The following is a 20203-nucleotide window of genomic DNA, read 5'->3' as shown; positions in this document are numbered from 1 at the left end:
TAATACCTTCTATATTTCTAAATTAATTTCATCACAAAGATGCATTTCGTCATCACATCCGCAACCTTGAATTTCTTCATCTAAAGACTCTGCATCCATTGCTGCATTTTTTTGATATAGAGTTATATAAGCACCTGGTACTAATGCCAGTTCTACATTTTCAATAGCATCACTATAAATACGTGCACTACTTTGTTGCTCAAACTGGTACTCAGCTTCAATTTTTTTAGAATGGTTAATGAGTTTATATTTCATATTTTTTAATATATTAGTATCGAATATTTGACTTAAGTCAAATCTCATACTATACAACCCACTTTCAGGCAGCTTAGGTAATTGCGCATTTACAGTCGCTCCCCCCTCAAAACTATGCTGCCCCGCCTTACTCTCAAACTTGCCGCCTGTCGTGGTAAATATTCCGCTGCCATTAATTTTCAGTTGCGAGCCCCCTGCGGTCAGCACGATTTCTTTAGGACTTGTAATTTCAATTTTATCTTCCGTTGAAATGAGCTTAATCACCTTTCGTGCAATTGCTTCAATAGCATCATCTTGGGCTTGTAATTCAACTTTCCCTTTTGCGGCATAAGCACTCAGGCCCTTTTGAGCCGCAAACAAACTGATTTTGTCTTGTGCATGCCCGACAATATTCTTTTGAGCACTGAAATTAATCGAACCTTGTGCACTTTCTGCAATATCCTGCGAGGCTTGTAAAACAATATCTTCCGGTGTGGTGAGTGCAATACCATTAGGTGATGCAAGCAACATCAACGCTTGGCGGAATAATTTGCCTTGTTCTTGTTTTGCCGCTGTATTGGATTTTTCTAAACCTTGCGCATAGCCTTCTATAAAGCCTTGTACTTTTTCTAATGCTTTTATGGGTGTCATCGCTGGTGGCAAACCAAAACCACCATTATTCAATAAATCATCAGGGTTAAATTTGATGTCTTCGATCAATTTACCCACATCTTTTAATGCTTTTAATGGATCCTCTTTTAGGTTGCTTTTCAGACTTGCGACTCTCCCCTGAATCACATCTTTACCATTTTCTTCAATATGATCTATGACAGACTTTAAGTTATCAAAGGCATCTTCGGCATCATTAAAGAATGCTTTAAATTCTTTTACTGTACTTTTGACATCATGTGCGATTGAGCCCATTTCTTTGACAAAACTTTTGCAGTTTTTTAACGCTGCCAATGGGTCTCGACTTAAATCTTCCTTGAACAAATTTAAAGTCGCTTTAACAGCTTCGGCAGTACTTTTGATTTCTAAAGAGTTTATTAACTTCGGCAAACGATTAATCACATTTAATGCATCGGTCTGCTGCTTTACGGCTAAACCGCTCAGCATATTCATGCTCTGATGCCCTTGATTTAAAAGAGACTGAGCTTCAGCAGCAGCAAGATGATCGGCAACTGCTTTATCCTGTGCATAGGTACTAATGAGTAAACCTTTACCTGCACGCATTGCTCCCCAAGCATCCGTTCGCAGCTCAAACCCCTCACCACGGCCATGGCTACTGTCTTGTTCTTTAGGATGGCTGAGATTACCTAAATTCAGCTGTGTCGCCGCATGACTACTTTGTAATTGGGTACTGATCTGCCCCGTCGTGTCATCAAAGCGCAGTTGGTTAAAGCCTGCTCCCGCAACTTCTTGCGAGCGGATACCACTGAGTTTTTTGGTTTCAGGAAGCTGACCTTTGAGGTCAAACATGGTTTGAGAGCGTTCAGCTTCATGTATTCGTCCTACTACAAAGGGACGATCCACATCGCCCTCAAAAAAGTCGATCACCACAATCTCGCCAATACGAGGATGGAAACGTGCGCCATAACCTTCTCCCGCCCATGGAGTCAGTACATCGACCCAAGCCGAGTCACTGTCATTATCATTACTCCCTGCTCCACCATCATGACTGTGGTCATCGCTGCGGGTGAACGTAAACCGAACTTTGATACGCCCCCAAGCATCGACATAAATACTTTCACCTTCTGGACCGACCACTTTAGCCCGCTGTGGAAACGCAGGTGGCCGGTGTAATAAAGGATCATATTCAGGCACCACAGAAATTTGCCGACGGACCACATATAGGTCATTGGCCTGCCGTTCATCCCCTAAAGATAGCCAACGGCTCGCCGCAAGTAACTTTTCTAATTGAACCAAAATATCTTTGGGTAAATTGTTCTGGTTATAAAATGCTTTCCCCAGTATGAGAAATTCACGATCTGTCGTTTGATGTTGATCGATTTCAGGATGATTTTCTAATTCAAACCAATACCCAACTTGTGCATCCCTTACGCTACTGCTGGCGGTAAAATATTTGGCTTGTAATTCCTGATATTGATTGAGTTGCCGATTCAACTGATCCAATTGCTGTGTATTTGAAGTGGTCGCCTGATCTGCACCTTTAAGGTCAGTTGTCCAAGCCGAACTTACGGTCCAAGCCTGCTCTAAACTTAAGGTTTCATTGTGCTGTTGCTCACTCTGTGCATGGGCGCTTAAGAGCGGATTACTTTGGTCTTGTGCCAAATATTGAGCTTGCCAACGCTGCGTTTGAATCGTGGTCGATTGTAAAAAACGTTCTGCCACAAAACTGGTGATCGTGTCTAAACGTTCCGTGGCATGACTCCGATGAAAGCGAATTTTTTTCCGCTCTAAAGCACTATAAGCCTGATTCGTATCAATTAAACGCAGTTGCTGTGCTTGCATCGGTGCAGCCGAAAATGCAACAAATAACTCTGCTTCATCAATTAACCAATTGATCCCTTCACTACGCCACAGTCGAGTCAGAAATTCGTAGTCACTCTCATTGGCTTGCATAGTAAATGGCCGAACATCATAGTTTCGAGTCAATCCATCCATGTTGAGGCTCAAGCTCGCGGCAAATAATGCGCTTTTTTGCTGCCATTCACTAAAAATAATCTCGGTCATCTCCCGTACCGATTTGTTCATAAAGACACGGCTATTACGACGCTTATGCCAGAGTGCTGTCGCATCCTCAATCACCAGTTTATAAACGGTCAGTGCACCATCACTTTGACCTTGGCTAGCCCCAGTAATCACACCAGTCAGGCGACTGAGTTGTCCCAAATCTGTCACTTGATCGACAGCCACTCGGCCGCCTATAAACTGCTTTAAAGCAAGATGAGCATTGGTCGAGAGACAAATAATTTCCGCACGAAAGCCTTGATTGATACAGTGTTGACCTTCAATCCGTTGAATAAAAACTTCAGAATTTAGGTGTTCATTTGAGAAATGAATGTGTAGCGCACGTTTCTGTACGCTAAAGCCAAAGTTTTCCACCATGGCGTGAATATTTTTAAGCATTGTTATTATGTATTTAATTTTTTAATGACGGCATTTTAGGAAATGATTGTTTTTTCGTCTACCCCATTTTGCAAATAATTTGTTGAATTCTTCTTTTTGGCTTTTGCAACACTTTAGTATTCAAGTGAATAGGATCATCAATGCAGGATCAATTCTACGGATCTAACTTTTCGCAGTCGCTGAGATGCTGCTACACTCAAAATGCAACCTATTAAAAATTTTTAAGCTCCATGATCACAATTGAATCCAAACTGCCTGCACAAGGTGTGACTATTTTTAGCGTCATGAGCGCAATGGCGCAGCGTCTAAATGCACTGAACTTATCTCAAGGTTTTCCTGATTTTCCTGCACCTCCAGCACTGTTAAATGCGCTAAGTGATGCGACGCAACAGGGTTTTAACCAATATGCACCCGGCGATGGACTGATGCATTTACGTGAGCAATTGGTCCAACTGTTTGCCCATCGAGACCAATTAAATATTGACCCTCACACCGAAGTGACCATTACCCCGGGTGCAACCATTGGTATTTTTAGTGCCATTCAAGCCGTGGTTCATGCGGATGATGAAGTGATTATTTTTGATCCGAGCTATGATAGTTATGCGCCCAGTGTAAAATTGGTTGGGGCTCATCCCATTCACATTGCCTTAGAGACGCCACATTTTACTGTGGATTGGAATCGTGTTGCCGCTGCGATTAACGATAAAACCCGGATGATTATTGTCAATACACCGCATAATCCAACAGGTGCTATTTGGGATCGTGAGGACTGGCTCAACTTGATCGAACTGATTCAAGATAAAAATATTATAGTGCTGTCGGATGAGGTCTATGAGCATTTAATTTTTGATGGTCGTCAGCATCTATCTGCTTTGTCATTTCCTGAGCTGCGTGAACGCAGTTTTGTCGTGGGCTCATTTGGTAAAACCTTTCACGTCACAGGTTGGAAAACCGGTTATTGCATTGCAGCGCCAGCCTTGATGCAAGTGTTTCGCCAAATCTATCAATTTGCCAATTTCTGCGGTGTTACGCCCGTACAAATGGCACTGGCTAACTTTATGGCAGAACATCCTGAGCACATTGCTGAATTGGCCGATTTTTACCAAGCCAAACGTGACCGTTTCAATGCCGGCTTAAGCCACTCTAGATTTGAGTTGATTCCATCGGCAGGTACCTATTTCCAAAACCTTGATTACAGTGCCATACGCCCAAATTTAAGCGATGTGGAAATGTGTCAGTTGTTGGCAGAACAACATAAAATCGTGGCGATTCCTGTCTCAGTGTTCTATCAAAAACCGCCTGAAAATTTACGATTATTACGTTTCTGTTTTGCCAAACAAGATGCCACCTTAGATCGAGCTGCAGAGATTCTCTCCACAGTTTAAAGCAGTATCTGCCCAAACGTTTTTTTAAAACAGACATGTAGAAATAATGAAGCCTTGGTTACTCAAAAACTAAGGCTTTTTTGAATGCCAACATGATAGTGTTATCAGTAACTTAAAATCATAAAAAGCCGTGTCTAGGACCTGAGCATGTCAAAACAACAGTCCCTCGTTACTCAGCAAAATTTATGGAAAACGTTTTTAGTTTTTCTGGTGCCTTTGATCGCCACCAATATTTTGCAAAATTTATCTGGGACCATTAACACCGTTTTTGTCGGTCAGATGCTTGGGGTGCATGCCATTGCAGCGGTTGCGGTATTTTTCCCGATCTTGTTCTGTTTAATGGCTTTTGTGATTGGACTCTCGGCAGGTGCAACCGTGTTGGTGGGGCAAGCTTGGGGCGCGCAGAATCTTGAAAAAGTTCGTACTGTGGTGGGTTCCACCCTGTTTATGACCTTGATTGGTGGCAGCATCATTGCCTTTTTAGGGGTTATATTTGCCAAGCCCATTTTATTGGCCTTAGGCACAGCCCCTGACGTGATGCATTTATCTTTGCCTTATGTGCAATGGATGCTTGCCGGTAGCCCACTACTCTTTATTTATATTATTTACACCTCGATTTTGCGTGGGGTCGGTGACAGTACAACACCGCTGATTGCGTCAGGTATGACCATTGGTTCAGGGCTGATCATTACACCCGTGCTGATTGCCGGAAAATTTGGATTTCCAAGTTTAGGTATTATTGCCCCTGCCATTGCCAGTCATATCGGCTTTTTAATTGCCTTGGTATTTTTATATTTCTACTTAAAAAAGAAAGATCACCCGCTCAAACTCGACTTCGAGTTGATTCGTCATATTCGCCATCAACATGATCTCAGCAAAATTATCTTAAAACTAGGCATTCCTACGGGTATACAGATGGTCACGACCTCTGTGGCCGGTCTCGTGATTGTCGGTTTAGTTAACCGCCATGGTGCTGATGCCACTGCTGCATATGGCGCGGTCAATCAGGTTTTGAATTATATCCAATTCCCTGCCTTGTCTATCGCGATTGCAGCTTCTATTTTTGCCGCGCAAGCCATCGGTTCGGGTCAATCTGAATTAATTAATCGCGTGAAACGTACGGCCATCGGGATGAATTTCATTATTACTGGTATCTTGGTCGCATTGGGCTATTTATTCTCTAAACATTTAATGGCGCTGTTTATTACAGATCCTGAAGTTGTGGTTCTCGGTCAAGAATTGCTGTTCATTGTGCTTTGGTCGATTTTATTTTTTGGTGCCAGTGCGATTTTTGCTTCCATTATGCGGGCTAGTGGAACGGTGACCGTGCCGATGATTATTAATATTATGGCGATTATTTGCATTGAAGTGCCGTGTGCCTACCTATTTAGTGAATGGTGGGGCTTAAAAGGCATTTGGTATGCCTATGCTTTGGCTTTTGTCAGCTTATGTATTTTACAAGGGCTGTATTACCAACTGGTATGGAGACGAAAAGCCATCAAAGTATTGCTATAAGGTTCGCTAATAGCGTTCAATGCCAATCCACAGCTTTGCATTTCAATATGAAAAATCTTGTGCGGACTCATGCATAAAGTTTGCCGTTAAACTGCTGTTTATATTTCAACACATGGCTTTATATCCTGTTGATTTATCTACAACTAGAACCAATTAAAATTAAAAATTGCATATTTTCAAACAATTACGGTTTGGCATAGATTTTGTTCTTATCCCTTTTATCTTTTAAGAATAATTGGGATGAGAAATTTTTTATGTCTAAACGTCAAATAAAGCTTGGGGCTTTTATTCCAACCACCTCACAGCATGTCGCGGGTTGGCGCCACCCTGAATCTCGCCCACAAGATCATCTCAATATTGATTATGCAATTGAACTGGCAAAAACCGCCGAACGTGGTCTATTCGATGCCTACTTTCTTGCTGATGGTCTGTCTGTCCGTTGGAGTTCTGCTGTCGAAGGTGAGAAAGGTTTGGGCGATAAAGGCGTCGGCTTTGAACCTGTCACATTATTTGCTGCCCTTTCGGCAGTGACGCAAAATATTGGCTTTATTGCCACAGCGTCCACGACTTATGAAGACCCCTACATTTTGGCGCGAAAATTCGCTTCTTTAGATCATATTTCTAAAGGTCGTGCTGCGTGGAATGTAGTAACGACAGCTTCTGCCGATGCCGCAAAAAACTTTAACATTCAGCAGCACCCTGAACCCAAAGAGCGTTATGAACGTGCCGATGAATTTATTGAGGTGACTCAAAAACTTTGGGACTCATGGGAGGATGATACCTTCCATTACAACAAAGAAACCGGGCAATTTTTTGATGCCCGCAAACAACATCAGCCCAATCATCAAGGTCAATATTATCAAGTACTGGGTGCACTCAACGTCTCTCGGCCACCGCAAGGCTATCCGGTGATTGTTCAAGCAGGACAATCTGAAGATGGTCGTGAACTGGCCGGTAAATATGCCGAAGTGATCTTTACTGCACAACAGAATTTAGCAGATGCGCAAGCCTTTTATCGTGATGTCAAAAACCGTTTAGTGAAATATGGCCGCCATGCGGATGACCTGAAAATTATGCCGGGTGTCTCGATCTTTGTTGCCAAGACAGCGCAAGAAGCCCAAGAAAAATATGACTTTTTAAATAGCTTAATTCACCCAGAAGTGGGTTTAAGTTTATTGTCTGCTTTGGCAGGTGGCATTAATCTGGCCAAATTTGATCTAGATGCCCCTTTCCCGAAAATAGAAGATGCAGACATTAATTTCTCCAGTCGTCAGCAGATGATGATTGATATTGCCCGTAAGCACAATTTTAGTATTCGTCAGCTCTATCAATATATCGCTTCAGCCCGTGGACATTGGACCTTGATCGGCACGCCTGAACAAGTCGTAGACCAACTGCAGGAATGGTTTGAGAATGACGCTGCCGATGGTTTTAATGTCCTACCGCCAACAACACCTGCGGGGTTAAATGATTTTGTCGATCTCATCGTTCCTGAACTGCAACGTCGCGGTCTATTCCGAACGGCTTATGAAGGCAAGACCTTACGAGAAAACTTAGGTTTAAAACGACCTGAAAACCAATATGTTTTAGAAAAAAGACATACCTCCCAAGCCTCATAAACCAACGTTTAATAAAACTGAAAAACAAATGCCCCAACTGGGGCATTTTTATGGACTGATATTGATCCAACTTAAGCGATGATCATACTGACCTATATTTGATAAGCCTAAAAAAGCCCTGAATTCAGGGCTTTTAAAAGTTTAGGTGATGGTCAATTCAGACTTACCATGCAAATTTATAATCGGCAAATCGGTGAGATAAAGGTTCAAGCAACTGATCTTTTACTGGATCACTAAAGTCAGTCAAAATGTCATTTTTAATATTGGTCAGACGGACATCTTCGCGTTTACGCGGATGGGCTAAATGAATATCTACAATACGTTTAATTCGTCCCGGATGCGGCTGCATGACCACCACTCGATCGCCCAAAAAGACAGCCTCTTCGACATCATGGGTGACAATGATCATGGTGATTTTTTCACTTTGCCAGATTCGCTGTAATTCATCCTGTAAATTTTGACGCGTCAATGCATCAAGTGCGCCAAAGGGTTCATCGAGCAGTAAAATCTGTGGTCGATTCACCAAACTCCGGGCAATCGCCACACGTTGATTCATCCCACCAGACAACTGCGAAGGATAAGCATCTTTAAATTGGGTTAATTTGACCAACTCCAGATGCTCATCAATCAATACATCTTCTTCTGCACGGCTAAACTGACTTTTATGCAATGCAATCCGTACATTTTCCCGTACCGTCAACCATGGAAACAGACGATGATCTTGAAACACGATGCCGCGTTCCAAACTCGTGCCCTGTATAGGCTGACCATCAACCAAAATCTGGCCCTGAAACTGACGCTCTAGACCAACCAATAACCGTAATAGTGTGGATTTTCCGCAGCCACTACTCCCCACTATACTGATGAACTCACCCGGCTGAATATTCAGGTTAATGTCCTCAAGTACGGTTAAGTCTTCTTGCTTTTGTGTGGGATAATGTTTCGTTAGCTGCTGAATAGAAACCGAACCAGCTTGTTCTACGCTCATATCATTATTCTCTATTTGTGCTGACAAACTTTGCTGGACTAAACCTTAGAGTTTAGCCAGTGACACTTCCGTCGATTTAATTAACACCACCACCTCTGAACCTACTTTTAAATCTAAATCCTTCACCGAACGCGTCGTGATTACGGACGTAAAAAAGCCCGCTTTGGTTTCCACATCAATTTCTGAAACCACAGGACCCTCTACGATTTCATTAATCACGCCTTTGAATTGGTTTCGCACATTTACTGAAGTAATCGCCATTTTAATTATGCCTTTTGTTATTTAGAGAGCTTTACTATAAAACAGTTCAATCACTTGCTATATCTTGATTTATCCTTTAGTTATCCCGATTTTATTTATCTTAAAATCAGATAAATAATCCACGCATGAATTTATCGGTGAAACTGATATTTAAATATCGAATTATTATTTATCTTTTATTTTTAAATCTTTCATCATGATCTGCATTTTCAACAACTATAAGAAACGATATGTCTATTTTGACCCACCCTGCAGTGCCCTCTGCACTGAAACATAAACGGGCAACAGCGACGGTCTTTGCAGACCCGTTATCGCAAGCGTTGTTGTCTCGAATTGAACAAATTGCACCAAGTGAGACCAATGCACTCATCATTGGTGATACAGGCACAGGTAAAGAATTGGTTGCACGCCAAATCCACCAATTGAGCCATCGTGCCAGAGGTCCATTTATCGCAGTGAACTGTGGTGCCTTTACCGAATCATTAGTCGAAAGCGAATTATTTGGACATGAAAAAGGAGCCTTTACAGGGGCAATTAATAGCCGTGTCGGTTGGTTTGAAGCAGCCCATAATGGCACCTTATTTTTAGATGAAATTGGTGATCTGTCCTTGCCTATGCAAGTCAAATTACTCCGTGTTTTACAAGAAAGAGAGATCGTTCGAGTCGGCTCACTCAAATCCATTCCAATTAATGTCCGAATCATAGCCGCAACCAATGTCGATTTAGAGCATGCCGTACAGGACGGGCGTTTCAGGGAAGATTTATTCTACCGCTTACATGTGGCGTTGCTACGCATTCCACGTCTCTCAGAGCGTCGTGGTGACATTTTGCCTTTGGTTAAACACTTCATTCAGGTCTATCAAACCAACCCACATGACACACCATTACGCCTCAGCCCATTGGCGCTCAAGAAACTCCATTTACATAGCTGGCCGGGAAATATTCGCGAATTAGAAAATACCATTCAACATGCGATTTTAGTCAGTGAAAAAGGTGTGATTGAACCAGAAGATATTAGTTTTTCGAGTATTCAAAGTGCATCGTCGTTTTCGCGTGCAGAACCGTTTAACTTACAAAATGCCACCTCTGCTGTAGCCAACATCAAAGATATTCAAGATGCTGGACAGTTACTTGAGCAGACCTTTTTACAAATTTTTCAAGCCGCAAATCAACTTAAGCATGACAATATTAATGATCTGATTGAAGAAAAATTTATCCGAAGTGCGTATCAGCACTGTCAATACAATCAAGTGCATACGGCTCGTTTGCTTGGAGTGACAAGGAACGTGATTCGCACTCGCCTAATTAAATATGGCTTATTATAAATAAGTCATATTTTTATTTATTCCACATTAAAATAATAATCCCAAAAACTGATACATAAATATTCATCTACATTATTCTTTATTCATTGCATTATTTTAAATATAAAAAATCAGTAATAAAAAACCTCGGTATATCCCGAGGTTTTTATTTATTTTTCCATTTTTTCTAGATTATTCCACCGGGTTTCGTTTCCACGCTGTAAAGTATTTTTCTAGTCCAATCAAGAAATAGTTAAAGGATAAGCCTACGAGGGTAATGACTAATATGCCTACAAACATTTGTGGAATTTCAAAGCTAAATTGCGAATAAATAATCAGATATCCCAGACCAGCTTTGGCACCAAACATTTCTACTGCCACTAAGGCCAAAATAGAAATTGCCCCTGCCAGACGGATACCGACAAAAATCGTCGGAACCGACGCAGGCAGAATCACTTTTCGGAACAATTGATAGGGTTTTAGGTCCATGGTTCGTGCCGATTTAATCAGTAAAGGATCGACCGTTTGTACGCCTGTAATAGTGTTCAATAAAATCGGCCATGTGCACGCGTAGACCAACAGACTGATTTTTGAGGTTTCACCAATGCCTAAAAATAAGATAAACAGCGGCATTAATGCTAGTGCTGTGGTATTTCGAAACAGTTCTAACAATGGATTTAAGGTTTCAGCCACGAGCTTGTACCAACCGATGATGAGACCCAAAGGAATGGCGATCGCTAGGGCCAAAATGAACCCAATAATGGAACGCTTTATACTGGCCAAGAAATGGATGCCTAATTGACCGCTTTGATATAGCTGCCATGTGGTTTCCAATACTAAAGATAACGGCGGTAAGAAAGCCGGATTGACCACACCACTCCGCGGCAGAATCTCCCACAGCAAGAAAAAAGCCACAATGGCAATGGTGCGTTTAAAGACCGTGTTTAACCAAGTGAATTGTAGTCTGGGTTTAATGTCGTTATACGATTGCGTATAACTGATGGCTTGTTTAGTCGATGACATAAATGAATCCTCTGAATATTTTAGTTATGTGCAAGCTGTTTATGTTTTTCGAGGGCTTGCGCTTTAATCACTTCTTCACTGAGCAATGACCAAATTTTATGGCGAATTCGGCCATATTCAGGCAATGAACGGACATCTTCACTGGAGCTGCGCAGGCTTTGAGGAATTTCAATCACGTCCTTAATTCGCCCCGGTCTTGAGGTCATAATCGCCACGCGCTGACTCAGATAAATCGCTTCATCAATACTGTGAGTAATAAAAACGATGGTTTTTTTCGAGCTTTTCCAGATATTGATCAACTCGGCCTGTAAGGTTTCTCGGGTTTGCGCATCCAAGGCAGCAAAGGGCTCATCCATCAATAAAATTTCTGGTTCATAAGCCAAACTTCGGGCAATCGCAACCCGCTGCTTCATCCCACCTGAAAGCTCATTTGGATAATGCTTTTCAAAGCCACTTAAGCCTACAAGCTGCAAATAGTATTCGGCTTTTTCACGGCGTTCTTTTTTTGCTACGCCTTTGGCTTCTAGGCCAAATTCGATATTTTCCAGTGCGGTTAACCATGGATAGAGCGCATATTGCTGAAACACAATGCCACGGTCTAAACCCGGTTGAGTAATCTGCTTGCCACTCAGTAAAATCTGCCCGGCCGACGGTTTGGTTAAACCTGCAATTAAGTCTAATAATGTAGATTTTCCGCAGCCACTTGGCCCTACGATTGAAACAAATTCACCCGGTTGAATATCCAAAGTGACATTTTCTACAGCAACAAATTCAGGCTTATAGTTTTTACTGCCGACATGGTTTTGTGCAGGAAATACCTTACGTACGTGATCTAAATGTAATGCACTGGTCATTGTTATATTCCTTTTGATTTTTGGTCTTTCGCATAGGGATTAAATTCATTGCTATAGATGCGACTGACCTCAATTTGATTCGGTTTTAATTTGTGTTCTTTTTCTAAGGCACTCACCCATGGGGCAAAGTCTTGATCTTTTTGCACGCCACCGACTTCGTGGACACCTGTGCCTGTGTAATATGGAATAAGTGCTGTATTTTCATTGCGTTGACGTTTTTCAATAATGCTTTCCATACGGGCAATGATTTGCTCTTTCGGCGTGTTGTGTAGCCATTCCTGAGCTTTGGCCACGCCACTGACAAAAGTACGAGCCAACTCAGGATGCGCTTGAATAAACTCTCCACGCATCGAAAAACTGCCTGCGGTAAAGGGCCCGTATAAATCAATATCTTTAAAGATGCTACGTACACCACCATGTTTTAAGGCCCGTTTTTCCAAAATGCCTGAGAACACCGCAATATCAATTTGACCATTCCGTAGAGCTTGTTCTGAGCTCACTGGTGGCAACATAATCAGCTCAACTTGTCGGATTTCATCGTCAGTTAAGCCATGACGAGCCAAATAGTCTTTCACCACAAAGTCATAATGTGCCCCGTAGGCATTCACTGCGACTTTCTTGCTAATAAAGTCTCGTGGGCCACGTATAGGACTATTTTCTAGCACATAGAAACCCACGTTTTGTTCAGCATCACTGCCATAAGATGCGACGACTGGGACCACATCTAGACCCGCAGCGATGACCTTCACCACAGCACCATTAAAGGCGCCAGCAAAATCAACATCACCGGCCACCAAGGTAAGTAAATCTTGTGGCCCACCTTGTACCGTGCCGACATAACTGAGTTTAACGTCGCCTAAATAGCCCAAGTCTTGTGCCAATTCAGGTAAGGACACCAGTCCCGGATAGCTTTGATAGCGTAGTTCTTTTAAAGCCACTTGCTGAGGTTCATCCACTCGCTGCGTGCTGCAACCAACCAAGGCTGTGCCACCGACCAATGCTGCAAGGAACATATTGCGCCAGAGTTGAGGAATGTTATGGATTGTCATTTTTTTCATTGTTATGTTCTCCTATCCAACCTGCTGCCAAGCTAAAACTTTACGTTCAACCCAAGTCAGTACCGTATTGAGCAACACGCCTACAGCACCAATCAGCAACATGCCAAAAATAATCAGTTCGACATCAAAAGCCTGACGCCCTTGAATCACGATATTGCCCAGACCATTGCCATAGTTCGCCAATAAAAATTCAGAGCCAATAGTGGCAAGCCATGCGAAAATCAGCCCAAGTTGTAAACCGACAAAAATCTGAGCCGAAGCGCCGGGTAATATCAATTTACGAAACGCGTATGTCTTGGGAAATTGGTAGACTTCGGCCACTTCACGATATTTATGCGAAATACTGCTCACACCTTCAAAGGTGTGTAGCGCCACGGGATAAAACACCGATAAGGTAATAAACAGCACTTTGGCGCCATGTCCCTCACCTAAAAAGGTCGAAATTAGTGGCAACCATGCAAACAGCGAAATTTGACGCAATACATGAAAGCTCGGTGCAAATAACCAATTCGAAAGGCGTGAACTCGCGATCAAGATCCCAAACAACACACCTGCTATCGCACCTAGGCCATAGCCAATAAAATTACGTGCCAAACTTTCGCCAAAACCTGTCAAAAAGCTCGGTTGTTGGAGCACGGTCACTGCTTTTTGCAGCACGAGCCATGGACTAGGAATCAACTTCGGATCGACCCAGTTTTGCTGTGAAGCCAAAGCCCACAGTGCGATAAATGTCACAGGTAGAACGAGTGCTTTTGCGGCTTTAACTAAGACTTGGCGCGCTGCCCCGTGTAATGAAAGAATGCTCATGAGTTCCCTCCTACTCGGGTTGCGTGAAAGCGTGCCGTTTTTTCTAACCAAGCCAGCAAGGTATCTAAGACATAGCCCGTAATACCAATCAGAATGATCGCCATGAAGATCAAGTCCATCTGCATTAGCTGACGTCCCCACACCATGAGATAACCAATTCCTTCACTACTTGCTAATAACTCGACAAAAACCAATGCCAACCATGCCTGCATAATGCCTTGACGTAAACCACTGATCACACTGGGTAGTGCAGCTGGGAAAATCACTTCTTTGAGTTTCTGCCAATTGCTGTATTGGTAAACCTCTGCCACTTCCATCAAACTATTCGGCACATGCGTGATGCCCTTATAGGTTGCAATCAACAGCGGCGGTAAGACAGCCAATGAAATAGCGGCAATCTTCAAAGCTTCATCGATGCCTAAAAAAATCATCAGTAATGGAATCCAGCCAACTATCGGAAATTGCGCAACAAGATTCACTGTCGGAAAGATAAAGTCCCGACTACGCTTTGCCAGTCCCAACACAGTACCAAGCAAAATCCCGACACTGGCACCAAGCAAGACGCTCCATAAAATCCGTTTGGCACTGATAGCAAAATGAAAACTCAATTCACCGCTTTGCCATAATTCGACTGTGCTTTGCCACACCAGACTCGGTGCAGGTAAAATCTGCTCCGGCAACCACTGTTTCAGTGTTGCCACATACCATAGACCGAACAACAAAACTGGCATCAGGAGTCCACACGCCACTTGCAAAGTTAGTTTTAAATAGGTCTTAAAAAAATCCAACGCACTTCGGTCACTTTGCAAGGGAACCGAATGTGCAGATACATCCGTAAGGCTCATAATTCTTGTCCTTTTACGCTCTGTTCTGAGACATCAGGTTTTAAAAATTGAATAAATTCCTGATCTTTGCTGATCAAAATAATCAGACCAATAAACACCAGCCCGATCGGTAAAAATAAATTTTGTAGTCCAACCTGTGCACCAAATACGGCGCCTATCAAGCCACCCCACAGTCCACCCGAAGGTCCGACGAGGGCTAAAATTGGAGAAATCTTAGCCATCGCGGTTTGCTCACCCACTCGGGCGAAAGACATAAAATTGGCGATATGCAACATACCGAGTCCAAGTCCAAACATGACCGAAGCAGGCCACATCAACAGCGTGATTTTGGTTAAGGCTAAAATCAGTAATGCCGTTGCCATCAGGCTTAGGCCAATCAAATAAAACTTTTGATAACCCATCAGCTCAGCCAAACCGCCCATGCTAAATAGCGATCCCACAAAGACGATGCCTTGTACGGTCAGCAGCATCACCGCCATTGGCTCTGAAAGTGCAAAACTTTGGATAGCAATCACCACAATGAAAAAGCCAAAGTAGTTATTTGCCACGCTGCTCAAAAATTCCAATATGCAAACAATCCGTAATGAGGCATGGGTTTTGATGAGTGCCAAAGGCGCCACAATATCCCGCCATTGAAAATGCGGGCAATTCGTCGCTTGTGGAGTGCTACGTTGAAAGCACCACGGAGCCAACAGCAAGGTGCCTAAAAAAAGCAAAGACACCACATAAAAACTTCCGCCATAGCCGAAATGCTCGATCAACAACACGCTCAATGCAGGCGCAATCAGGAAATATCCCATCATGTGCGAACCGCGAAACCAACCCGCACGGGCTGGACCTAAACGTTTTAAGTTGCTCAAAAAAACGGTATTGATCGAAACAAAGCGCATGGGTAAGACAAAACTTACTAAGGCTGTGACTGCAAAGAGATACCATGCACCGGCTTTGAGTGGCGTTAAGCTATACACCACGGCGCCCAACACACTGCCGATGCAGAATATTTTCAAAGACCCAAAGCGCTGTACCAACACACCAATCGGCAATGCCATGATCAAAATGCCAAAATTTTGCGCTGCAGAAATTAGCCCCAATTGCAATTCGGTGGCTTCTAAATGCACGGCATACAAGGAAATTAATACCCGTGCGACACCCACACCCAGTCCAGCCAAAATCGTGAGCAGCACAAAACTGCTCATAAATTTGGTGGTTAATGGACTGGCAATTACATTGCTTTCAATCGGACGACTCATGGCTGCGACTTACTTCGGTTGACCTTGAGCATTAAATTGGCGCCAGTAACCCTCTAACTTCAGCTCTTTCAAGGCATTATTTAGATACTTCGGTTCATACCACGTTTTGGTATCCACATCACGACGGATTAAGCGTGCGTCTTTGGCAATTTTTAAAGCACTATCAATTTGTGAACGATGAAACTCGTCTAGTAGCGGTGTAGTGCGGTCTTTTAAATTCCAACCATCCCATGTTTTTTGATAATCCACCAACGGAATGCCACTTTGTGCCCAAAGTTTATATTGCGCACTACGATTAGCTTCTTGAGAACTCCACTGCGCTTGTTTAATCAGTGTCGTCACGACACGTTGCACCACCTCTGGATATTGTTTTTCAAAACTTTCTGTCACCCAAAAGTGCGCAATCGGTGCAACTTTGGGATCTTTAATTTCAACTAAAGTTTTCGCCACTCCACGCGCTTGCAAACTAAATGGTGAAGTAATCGTGGCATCAATATCACCTGTCGCTAAGGCCGTACGTGCCGAATAGGCATCTTGCGAAATCACTCGTAAATCGCGCTCAGTTAAATTGTATTTTGCTAATACACGGTTAAAGACGATCTGACCATTGGTGCCTTTAAAGACGGAGAATTTTTTGCCTTTTAGATCTGCAAAGGATTTAGCATTTGATCCGGCAGGCACCACCACATAGGTAGGACCAAAACGCCCTGTTGAAAACAAGACTTTGGTTTTTAATCCCGTTGAACGTCCAACCAATGAGGGCAAATCGCCATGCAATGCAAAGTCCACTTTGCCATTGGCTAAAGCTTCGTTGGTTGCAGGTCCAGCCCCGGGGAAGAACAGCCAATTCACCTTAATGCCATCTTTTTTAAATTCTTGTTCGAGCACACCTCGTAAATGTGCTGTAGCTACAAAACTACCGCCCACTTTGGGTTTACCCCCCTCACCCGCAGCTGATACTGAAATACGAATTTCTTTGGGATTGGCAGCATGCAATTGAACGCTTAGACCAAGTGCTGAAAGTGCCAAGAATGTGGCTGCGATTTTTTTAGAGATAATTTTCATTTTAAATGTTCTTTAATGGTTTAAATATTTGAATTAAAAGGTGTACTGAACCTGAGCTTGCAGCTCATTAGTGTCTTTTTGATTTGCCGTTTCGACATCAAACAGGTAGTGATTCAGCTGTAATTGGAATTTTGTGGTTTGCGCAAAAAATAGGTTTAAGCCCAAAGAGTGAATGTCATATTCACCAATACGACCGCTCGCGGTATCGAGATAGCTTGCGTTGTTTCTATTCGGGTTATAGCGGTCAAAACGGTAATAGCCTTGGACTGACTTTGGCCAGAAATCATCAAATTTGGCATTGGATTTAATACTGTTGTAGAACTGATCGCCCAAGGTGTAAAAAGCGGTAAAAGTATGCCCTTCCGCTTTGGCTTCTTTGATGTCTTGGGCTACAGTGTCGACATAATCGGTCTTGCCTTGCAGATATTCATAGGTCACGCCAAATGGGGCGTGGTTATAATAAATATCGAAACCCAAACGATCGCGTTTTGCAGCATTATCAGTGATTCCGCCGGCTGAAATTTTCGATTCGCCTTTGATATAAGAGGCACTAAACTTCAACTCACGGAAAATGCTGGCGTAGTCCACTGGCAAGGTAAAAGCCAAACGACCGATGTAATCTTTGCCATTGTTGTCATCTGCCTTATTACTGGCGTTCCCATTGGTCAACCCTAAGGCATACTCAAATAGCGGCGCACGGTAGTTCGATGCAAAGTCGACAAAAGGTTTGGCATCTCCACGGACGATAAATCCATTTTGACGGTTAAACAGTCCTAGAAAGGTCGAAGCTGCAGCGGTATTAATGGTCGGACGCAAATCTTCAGGAGACTGCACATCTAGACCAAAGGGCAATAACTGCTGACCGAGCGTAAAGTTGAGTTTGGCAGTTTCAGGGCCCGCATTGGTGGCAAAAGCGTTATAGCGAACAAAGGCATCTAGTAAGTTAAAGTTACTGTTATTGGTGCCATCATTGCGTTTGCCATAACCAAAGGACAATTGATAATCGAGGTTTTTGCCTTCGTTATAATCACGGAATAAATTCCCACGCACACCAATCAGCGCAGTCCCAATATCAAATGTTGATTTGGTTGCACCCAACACACCCGTTTCATCGAGCGCACTGGCACGTAGTTGAACTGTGCCATACAGGGTTGTATCACGAGTCGATTTGGTGGTTTGACGTTCATATTGACGTGACTGATCGTACTTATAGTTTTCAATATCTGCACGTAAGCCGTCGATATCTTCGGATGTTGCTGCGGTCACTTCTGAAACCTGCGTTTCACCTTCAACATCAGCGGCGTTGCTCGTATCTTCTGTCGTCAACGCGGCCGTTTCTACGACTTTACTTTTGGTCGTCCCAGATTCCACTGCATTTAAGCGTTTTTGCAAACTCTCAATTTGTTGTTTTAAGCTGCTCAGTTCTTGCTGAAGTGCTTCATCCGATGCAAAACTCAGCGGACTGGTTGCGGATAAAATCAGTCCGACCGCAACGGTTAATGTGGTTTTTTTCATGATTTGGTTTCACTAACATTTTTCCCAAAGCGCAAAATCCCCCAACCCCATGCAAGGTGCATGAAGTGAATGTACTGCGTGGGTTTTTAAAAATTAATCTGAGTGGTCGTAGGTTTTATTCAACTTATGCACGACCGAAACTCGAAGACAGCTTTTAGAATTTAAGCGCGCATCATCGCGAGTGTCATAGCACAACAACATGCCTGTTGCAGGACACGAAAAGCAGAAAGATATCGATGCGTAAAAGTACTCATAAATGTTCCATACAGTGGTGAGTTTTGTTCACTCTAATATGGCAACAACTGTGCCAACATTTTAAGTATTTATTTTTTAAAGTTTTATTATTCAAACCCGATAGATTCTGTTGGTTTTGACGCCAAAAAACTGTTGGTTATTCAACAGTTGCTTATTTCAAATCATCAGATATCTCCATTTTTATATCTCATTTTATGAAATAAAAAATACACCTTGTGTTTTCCTTTAGCCATAAAAAAACCCACTGAAGTGGGCTCTTTTCAATTGATTTTAATTACCGCTTATTGACCAAATTTAGTCGCCATGGCAGTTAATTTTTGATAACCCGTCGGTAGCAAACGTTGAATTAAATCAATCGCTTTTGCATCATTACCAATCAATAAACGGCGCTTATCTTTTTGTACTGCTGCAATGATTTGACGAGCCGCTTCTTCAGGTGGGCAACGCAAGAATTTATTAAACGACTGTGCCGATTTTTGTGGGTTCATGCCTAAACTTTTCAAGCTGTCATTCATTTTTGCGGCATTGGCAATATTGGTACGAATCCCGCCCGGATGTACACATAGCGCACTCACGCCACAGTTTTCAATATCCAATTCTTGGCGTAAAGATTCGGTAAAGCCACGTACTGCAAATTTAGTGGCATTATATGCCGACTGTGTTGGCTGTGCTGTTAAGCCAAACAAGCTGGAAATATTGATGATATGACCTTCACCACTTTGCTTGATATACGGTAAAAATTCTTTGGTGCCATAAACCACGCCCCAAAAGTTAATATTGACAATCCACTCCAGTTCTTCATAGCTTGCCCCTTCAACGGTCGTACCCAATGCCACACCCGCATTGTTAAAAATCATATTCACCGAACCATGATCTTTAACAGTCTGTGCTGCCCATGCTTTCATTGCTGCAAGGTCTGACACATCGAGTTTTTGCGTCGTTACACGTACATTGCTGGCTTTAACCAATTCAACGGTTGCCGCAAGCCCCTGTTCATTCACATCGCTTAAAGACAGATGGCAGCCTTGTTTAGCCAAAAGCACAGCCAATTGCTGACCAATACCTGAACCTGCACCTGTAATGGCAGCCACTTTATTTTTGAAGTTTTTCATTGTGATTCCTTATTCCTTTATGC

Annotated in this window: 16 protein-coding genes; 4 read left to right on the top strand and 12 right to left on the bottom strand. The window is 42.8% G+C overall.

The genetic code is table 11. The annotated features are described in order from the left end of the window. Nucleotides 1-9: 9 nt before the first annotated feature. Nucleotides 10-3324: a type VI secretion system Vgr family protein gene (locus AC4CU0_RS00735; protein ID WP_490743582.1), complete on the bottom strand. Its 3315-nt coding sequence runs from the start codon at nucleotides 3322-3324 to the stop codon at nucleotides 10-12. A 230-nt stretch (nucleotides 3325-3554) separates the two neighbouring features. On the opposite strand from AC4CU0_RS00735, the gene AC4CU0_RS00730 reads away from it, so the two are divergent. The 3 genes from AC4CU0_RS00730 (at nucleotide 3555) to AC4CU0_RS00720 (ending at nucleotide 7843) form a co-directional block, all read left to right on the top strand. Next, nucleotides 3555-4709 carry a methionine aminotransferase gene (locus tag AC4CU0_RS00730; RefSeq protein WP_180059671.1) on the top strand — a complete coding sequence of 385 codons (1155 nt, stop codon included), beginning with the start codon at nucleotides 3555-3557 and terminating at the stop codon, nucleotides 4707-4709. A 147-nt stretch (nucleotides 4710-4856) separates the two neighbouring features. Then, entirely contained in the window at nucleotides 4857-6224 is a 1368-nt protein-coding gene (locus AC4CU0_RS00725; protein WP_490743581.1) for an MATE family efflux transporter, read from the top strand. A gap of 254 nt (nucleotides 6225-6478) precedes the next feature. After that, nucleotides 6479-7843, top strand: coding sequence for an LLM class flavin-dependent oxidoreductase (locus tag AC4CU0_RS00720; protein WP_180010779.1), 1365 nt, complete (start codon nucleotides 6479-6481; stop codon nucleotides 7841-7843). Between the two features lie 163 nt (nucleotides 7844-8006). On the opposite strand, the gene AC4CU0_RS00715 is transcribed toward AC4CU0_RS00720, so the two are convergent. After that, the gene (locus AC4CU0_RS00715) at nucleotides 8007-8831 is read right to left on the bottom strand and encodes an ABC transporter ATP-binding protein (RefSeq protein ID WP_078191493.1); all 825 of its coding nucleotides are present in this window, start codon (nucleotides 8829-8831) and stop codon (nucleotides 8007-8009) included. A gap of 45 nt (nucleotides 8832-8876) precedes the next feature. Continuing rightward, on the bottom strand, nucleotides 8877-9092 hold the full coding sequence (locus AC4CU0_RS00710) for a TOBE domain-containing protein (RefSeq protein WP_067765474.1): 216 nt from the start codon (nucleotides 9090-9092) through the stop codon (nucleotides 8877-8879). A 230-nt stretch (nucleotides 9093-9322) separates the two neighbouring features. On the opposite strand from AC4CU0_RS00710, the gene AC4CU0_RS00705 reads away from it, so the two are divergent. Further along, nucleotides 9323-10417 carry a sigma-54 interaction domain-containing protein gene (locus AC4CU0_RS00705; RefSeq protein WP_490743580.1) on the top strand — a complete coding sequence of 365 codons (1095 nt, stop codon included), beginning with the start codon at nucleotides 9323-9325 and terminating at the stop codon, nucleotides 10415-10417. A gap of 171 nt (nucleotides 10418-10588) precedes the next feature. Here AC4CU0_RS00705 and AC4CU0_RS00700 read toward each other — a convergent pair whose 3' ends face one another. The 9 genes from AC4CU0_RS00700 to AC4CU0_RS00660 all read right to left on the bottom strand — a co-directional run bounded on the left by AC4CU0_RS00700 (nucleotide 10589) and on the right by AC4CU0_RS00660 (nucleotide 20180). After that, on the bottom strand, nucleotides 10589-11419 hold the full coding sequence (locus AC4CU0_RS00700) for an ABC transporter permease (protein ID WP_490743579.1): 831 nt from the start codon (nucleotides 11417-11419) through the stop codon (nucleotides 10589-10591). 20 nt (nucleotides 11420-11439) lie between these two features. Further along, nucleotides 11440-12273 carry an ABC transporter ATP-binding protein gene (locus AC4CU0_RS00695; protein ID WP_180007966.1) on the bottom strand — a complete coding sequence of 278 codons (834 nt, stop codon included), beginning with the start codon at nucleotides 12271-12273 and terminating at the stop codon, nucleotides 11440-11442. A gap of 2 nt (nucleotides 12274-12275) precedes the next feature. Further along, nucleotides 12276-13331 (bottom strand): ABC transporter substrate-binding protein, encoded by a 1056-nt coding sequence (locus AC4CU0_RS00690; protein WP_490743578.1) that lies wholly within the window; start codon nucleotides 13329-13331, stop codon nucleotides 12276-12278. 12 nt (nucleotides 13332-13343) lie between these two features. Beyond that, nucleotides 13344-14138, bottom strand: coding sequence for an ABC transporter permease (locus AC4CU0_RS00685; RefSeq protein WP_490743577.1), 795 nt, complete (start codon nucleotides 14136-14138; stop codon nucleotides 13344-13346). Beyond that, nucleotides 14135-14983, bottom strand: coding sequence for an ABC transporter permease (locus tag AC4CU0_RS00680; protein ID WP_180010791.1), 849 nt, complete (start codon nucleotides 14981-14983; stop codon nucleotides 14135-14137). The genes AC4CU0_RS00685 and AC4CU0_RS00680 overlap by 4 nt, the downstream gene beginning before the upstream one ends. Continuing rightward, nucleotides 14980-16233, bottom strand: coding sequence for an MFS transporter (locus AC4CU0_RS00675; RefSeq protein ID WP_180172267.1), 1254 nt, complete (start codon nucleotides 16231-16233; stop codon nucleotides 14980-14982). Before AC4CU0_RS00675 ends, AC4CU0_RS00680 begins: the two co-directional genes overlap by 4 nt. A 9-nt stretch (nucleotides 16234-16242) precedes the next feature. Continuing rightward, the gene (locus tag AC4CU0_RS00670) at nucleotides 16243-17298 is read right to left on the bottom strand and encodes an ABC transporter substrate-binding protein (RefSeq protein WP_180049473.1); all 1056 of its coding nucleotides are present in this window, start codon (nucleotides 17296-17298) and stop codon (nucleotides 16243-16245) included. A gap of 33 nt (nucleotides 17299-17331) precedes the next feature. Further along, a complete protein-coding gene (locus AC4CU0_RS00665) occupies nucleotides 17332-18813 on the bottom strand; it encodes a porin family protein (RefSeq protein ID WP_490743576.1) in 1482 nt (493 codons plus the stop codon). Between the two features lie 536 nt (nucleotides 18814-19349). Continuing rightward, nucleotides 19350-20180, bottom strand: a complete 831-nt coding sequence (locus tag AC4CU0_RS00660; protein ID WP_180010800.1) for an SDR family NAD(P)-dependent oxidoreductase — start codon at nucleotides 20178-20180, stop codon at nucleotides 19350-19352. Nucleotides 20181-20203 lie beyond the last annotated feature (23 nt).

The organism is Acinetobacter sp. LipI_15, from assembly GCF_058242865.1.
This window is presented reverse-complemented; position numbering and strand designations above follow the sequence as displayed.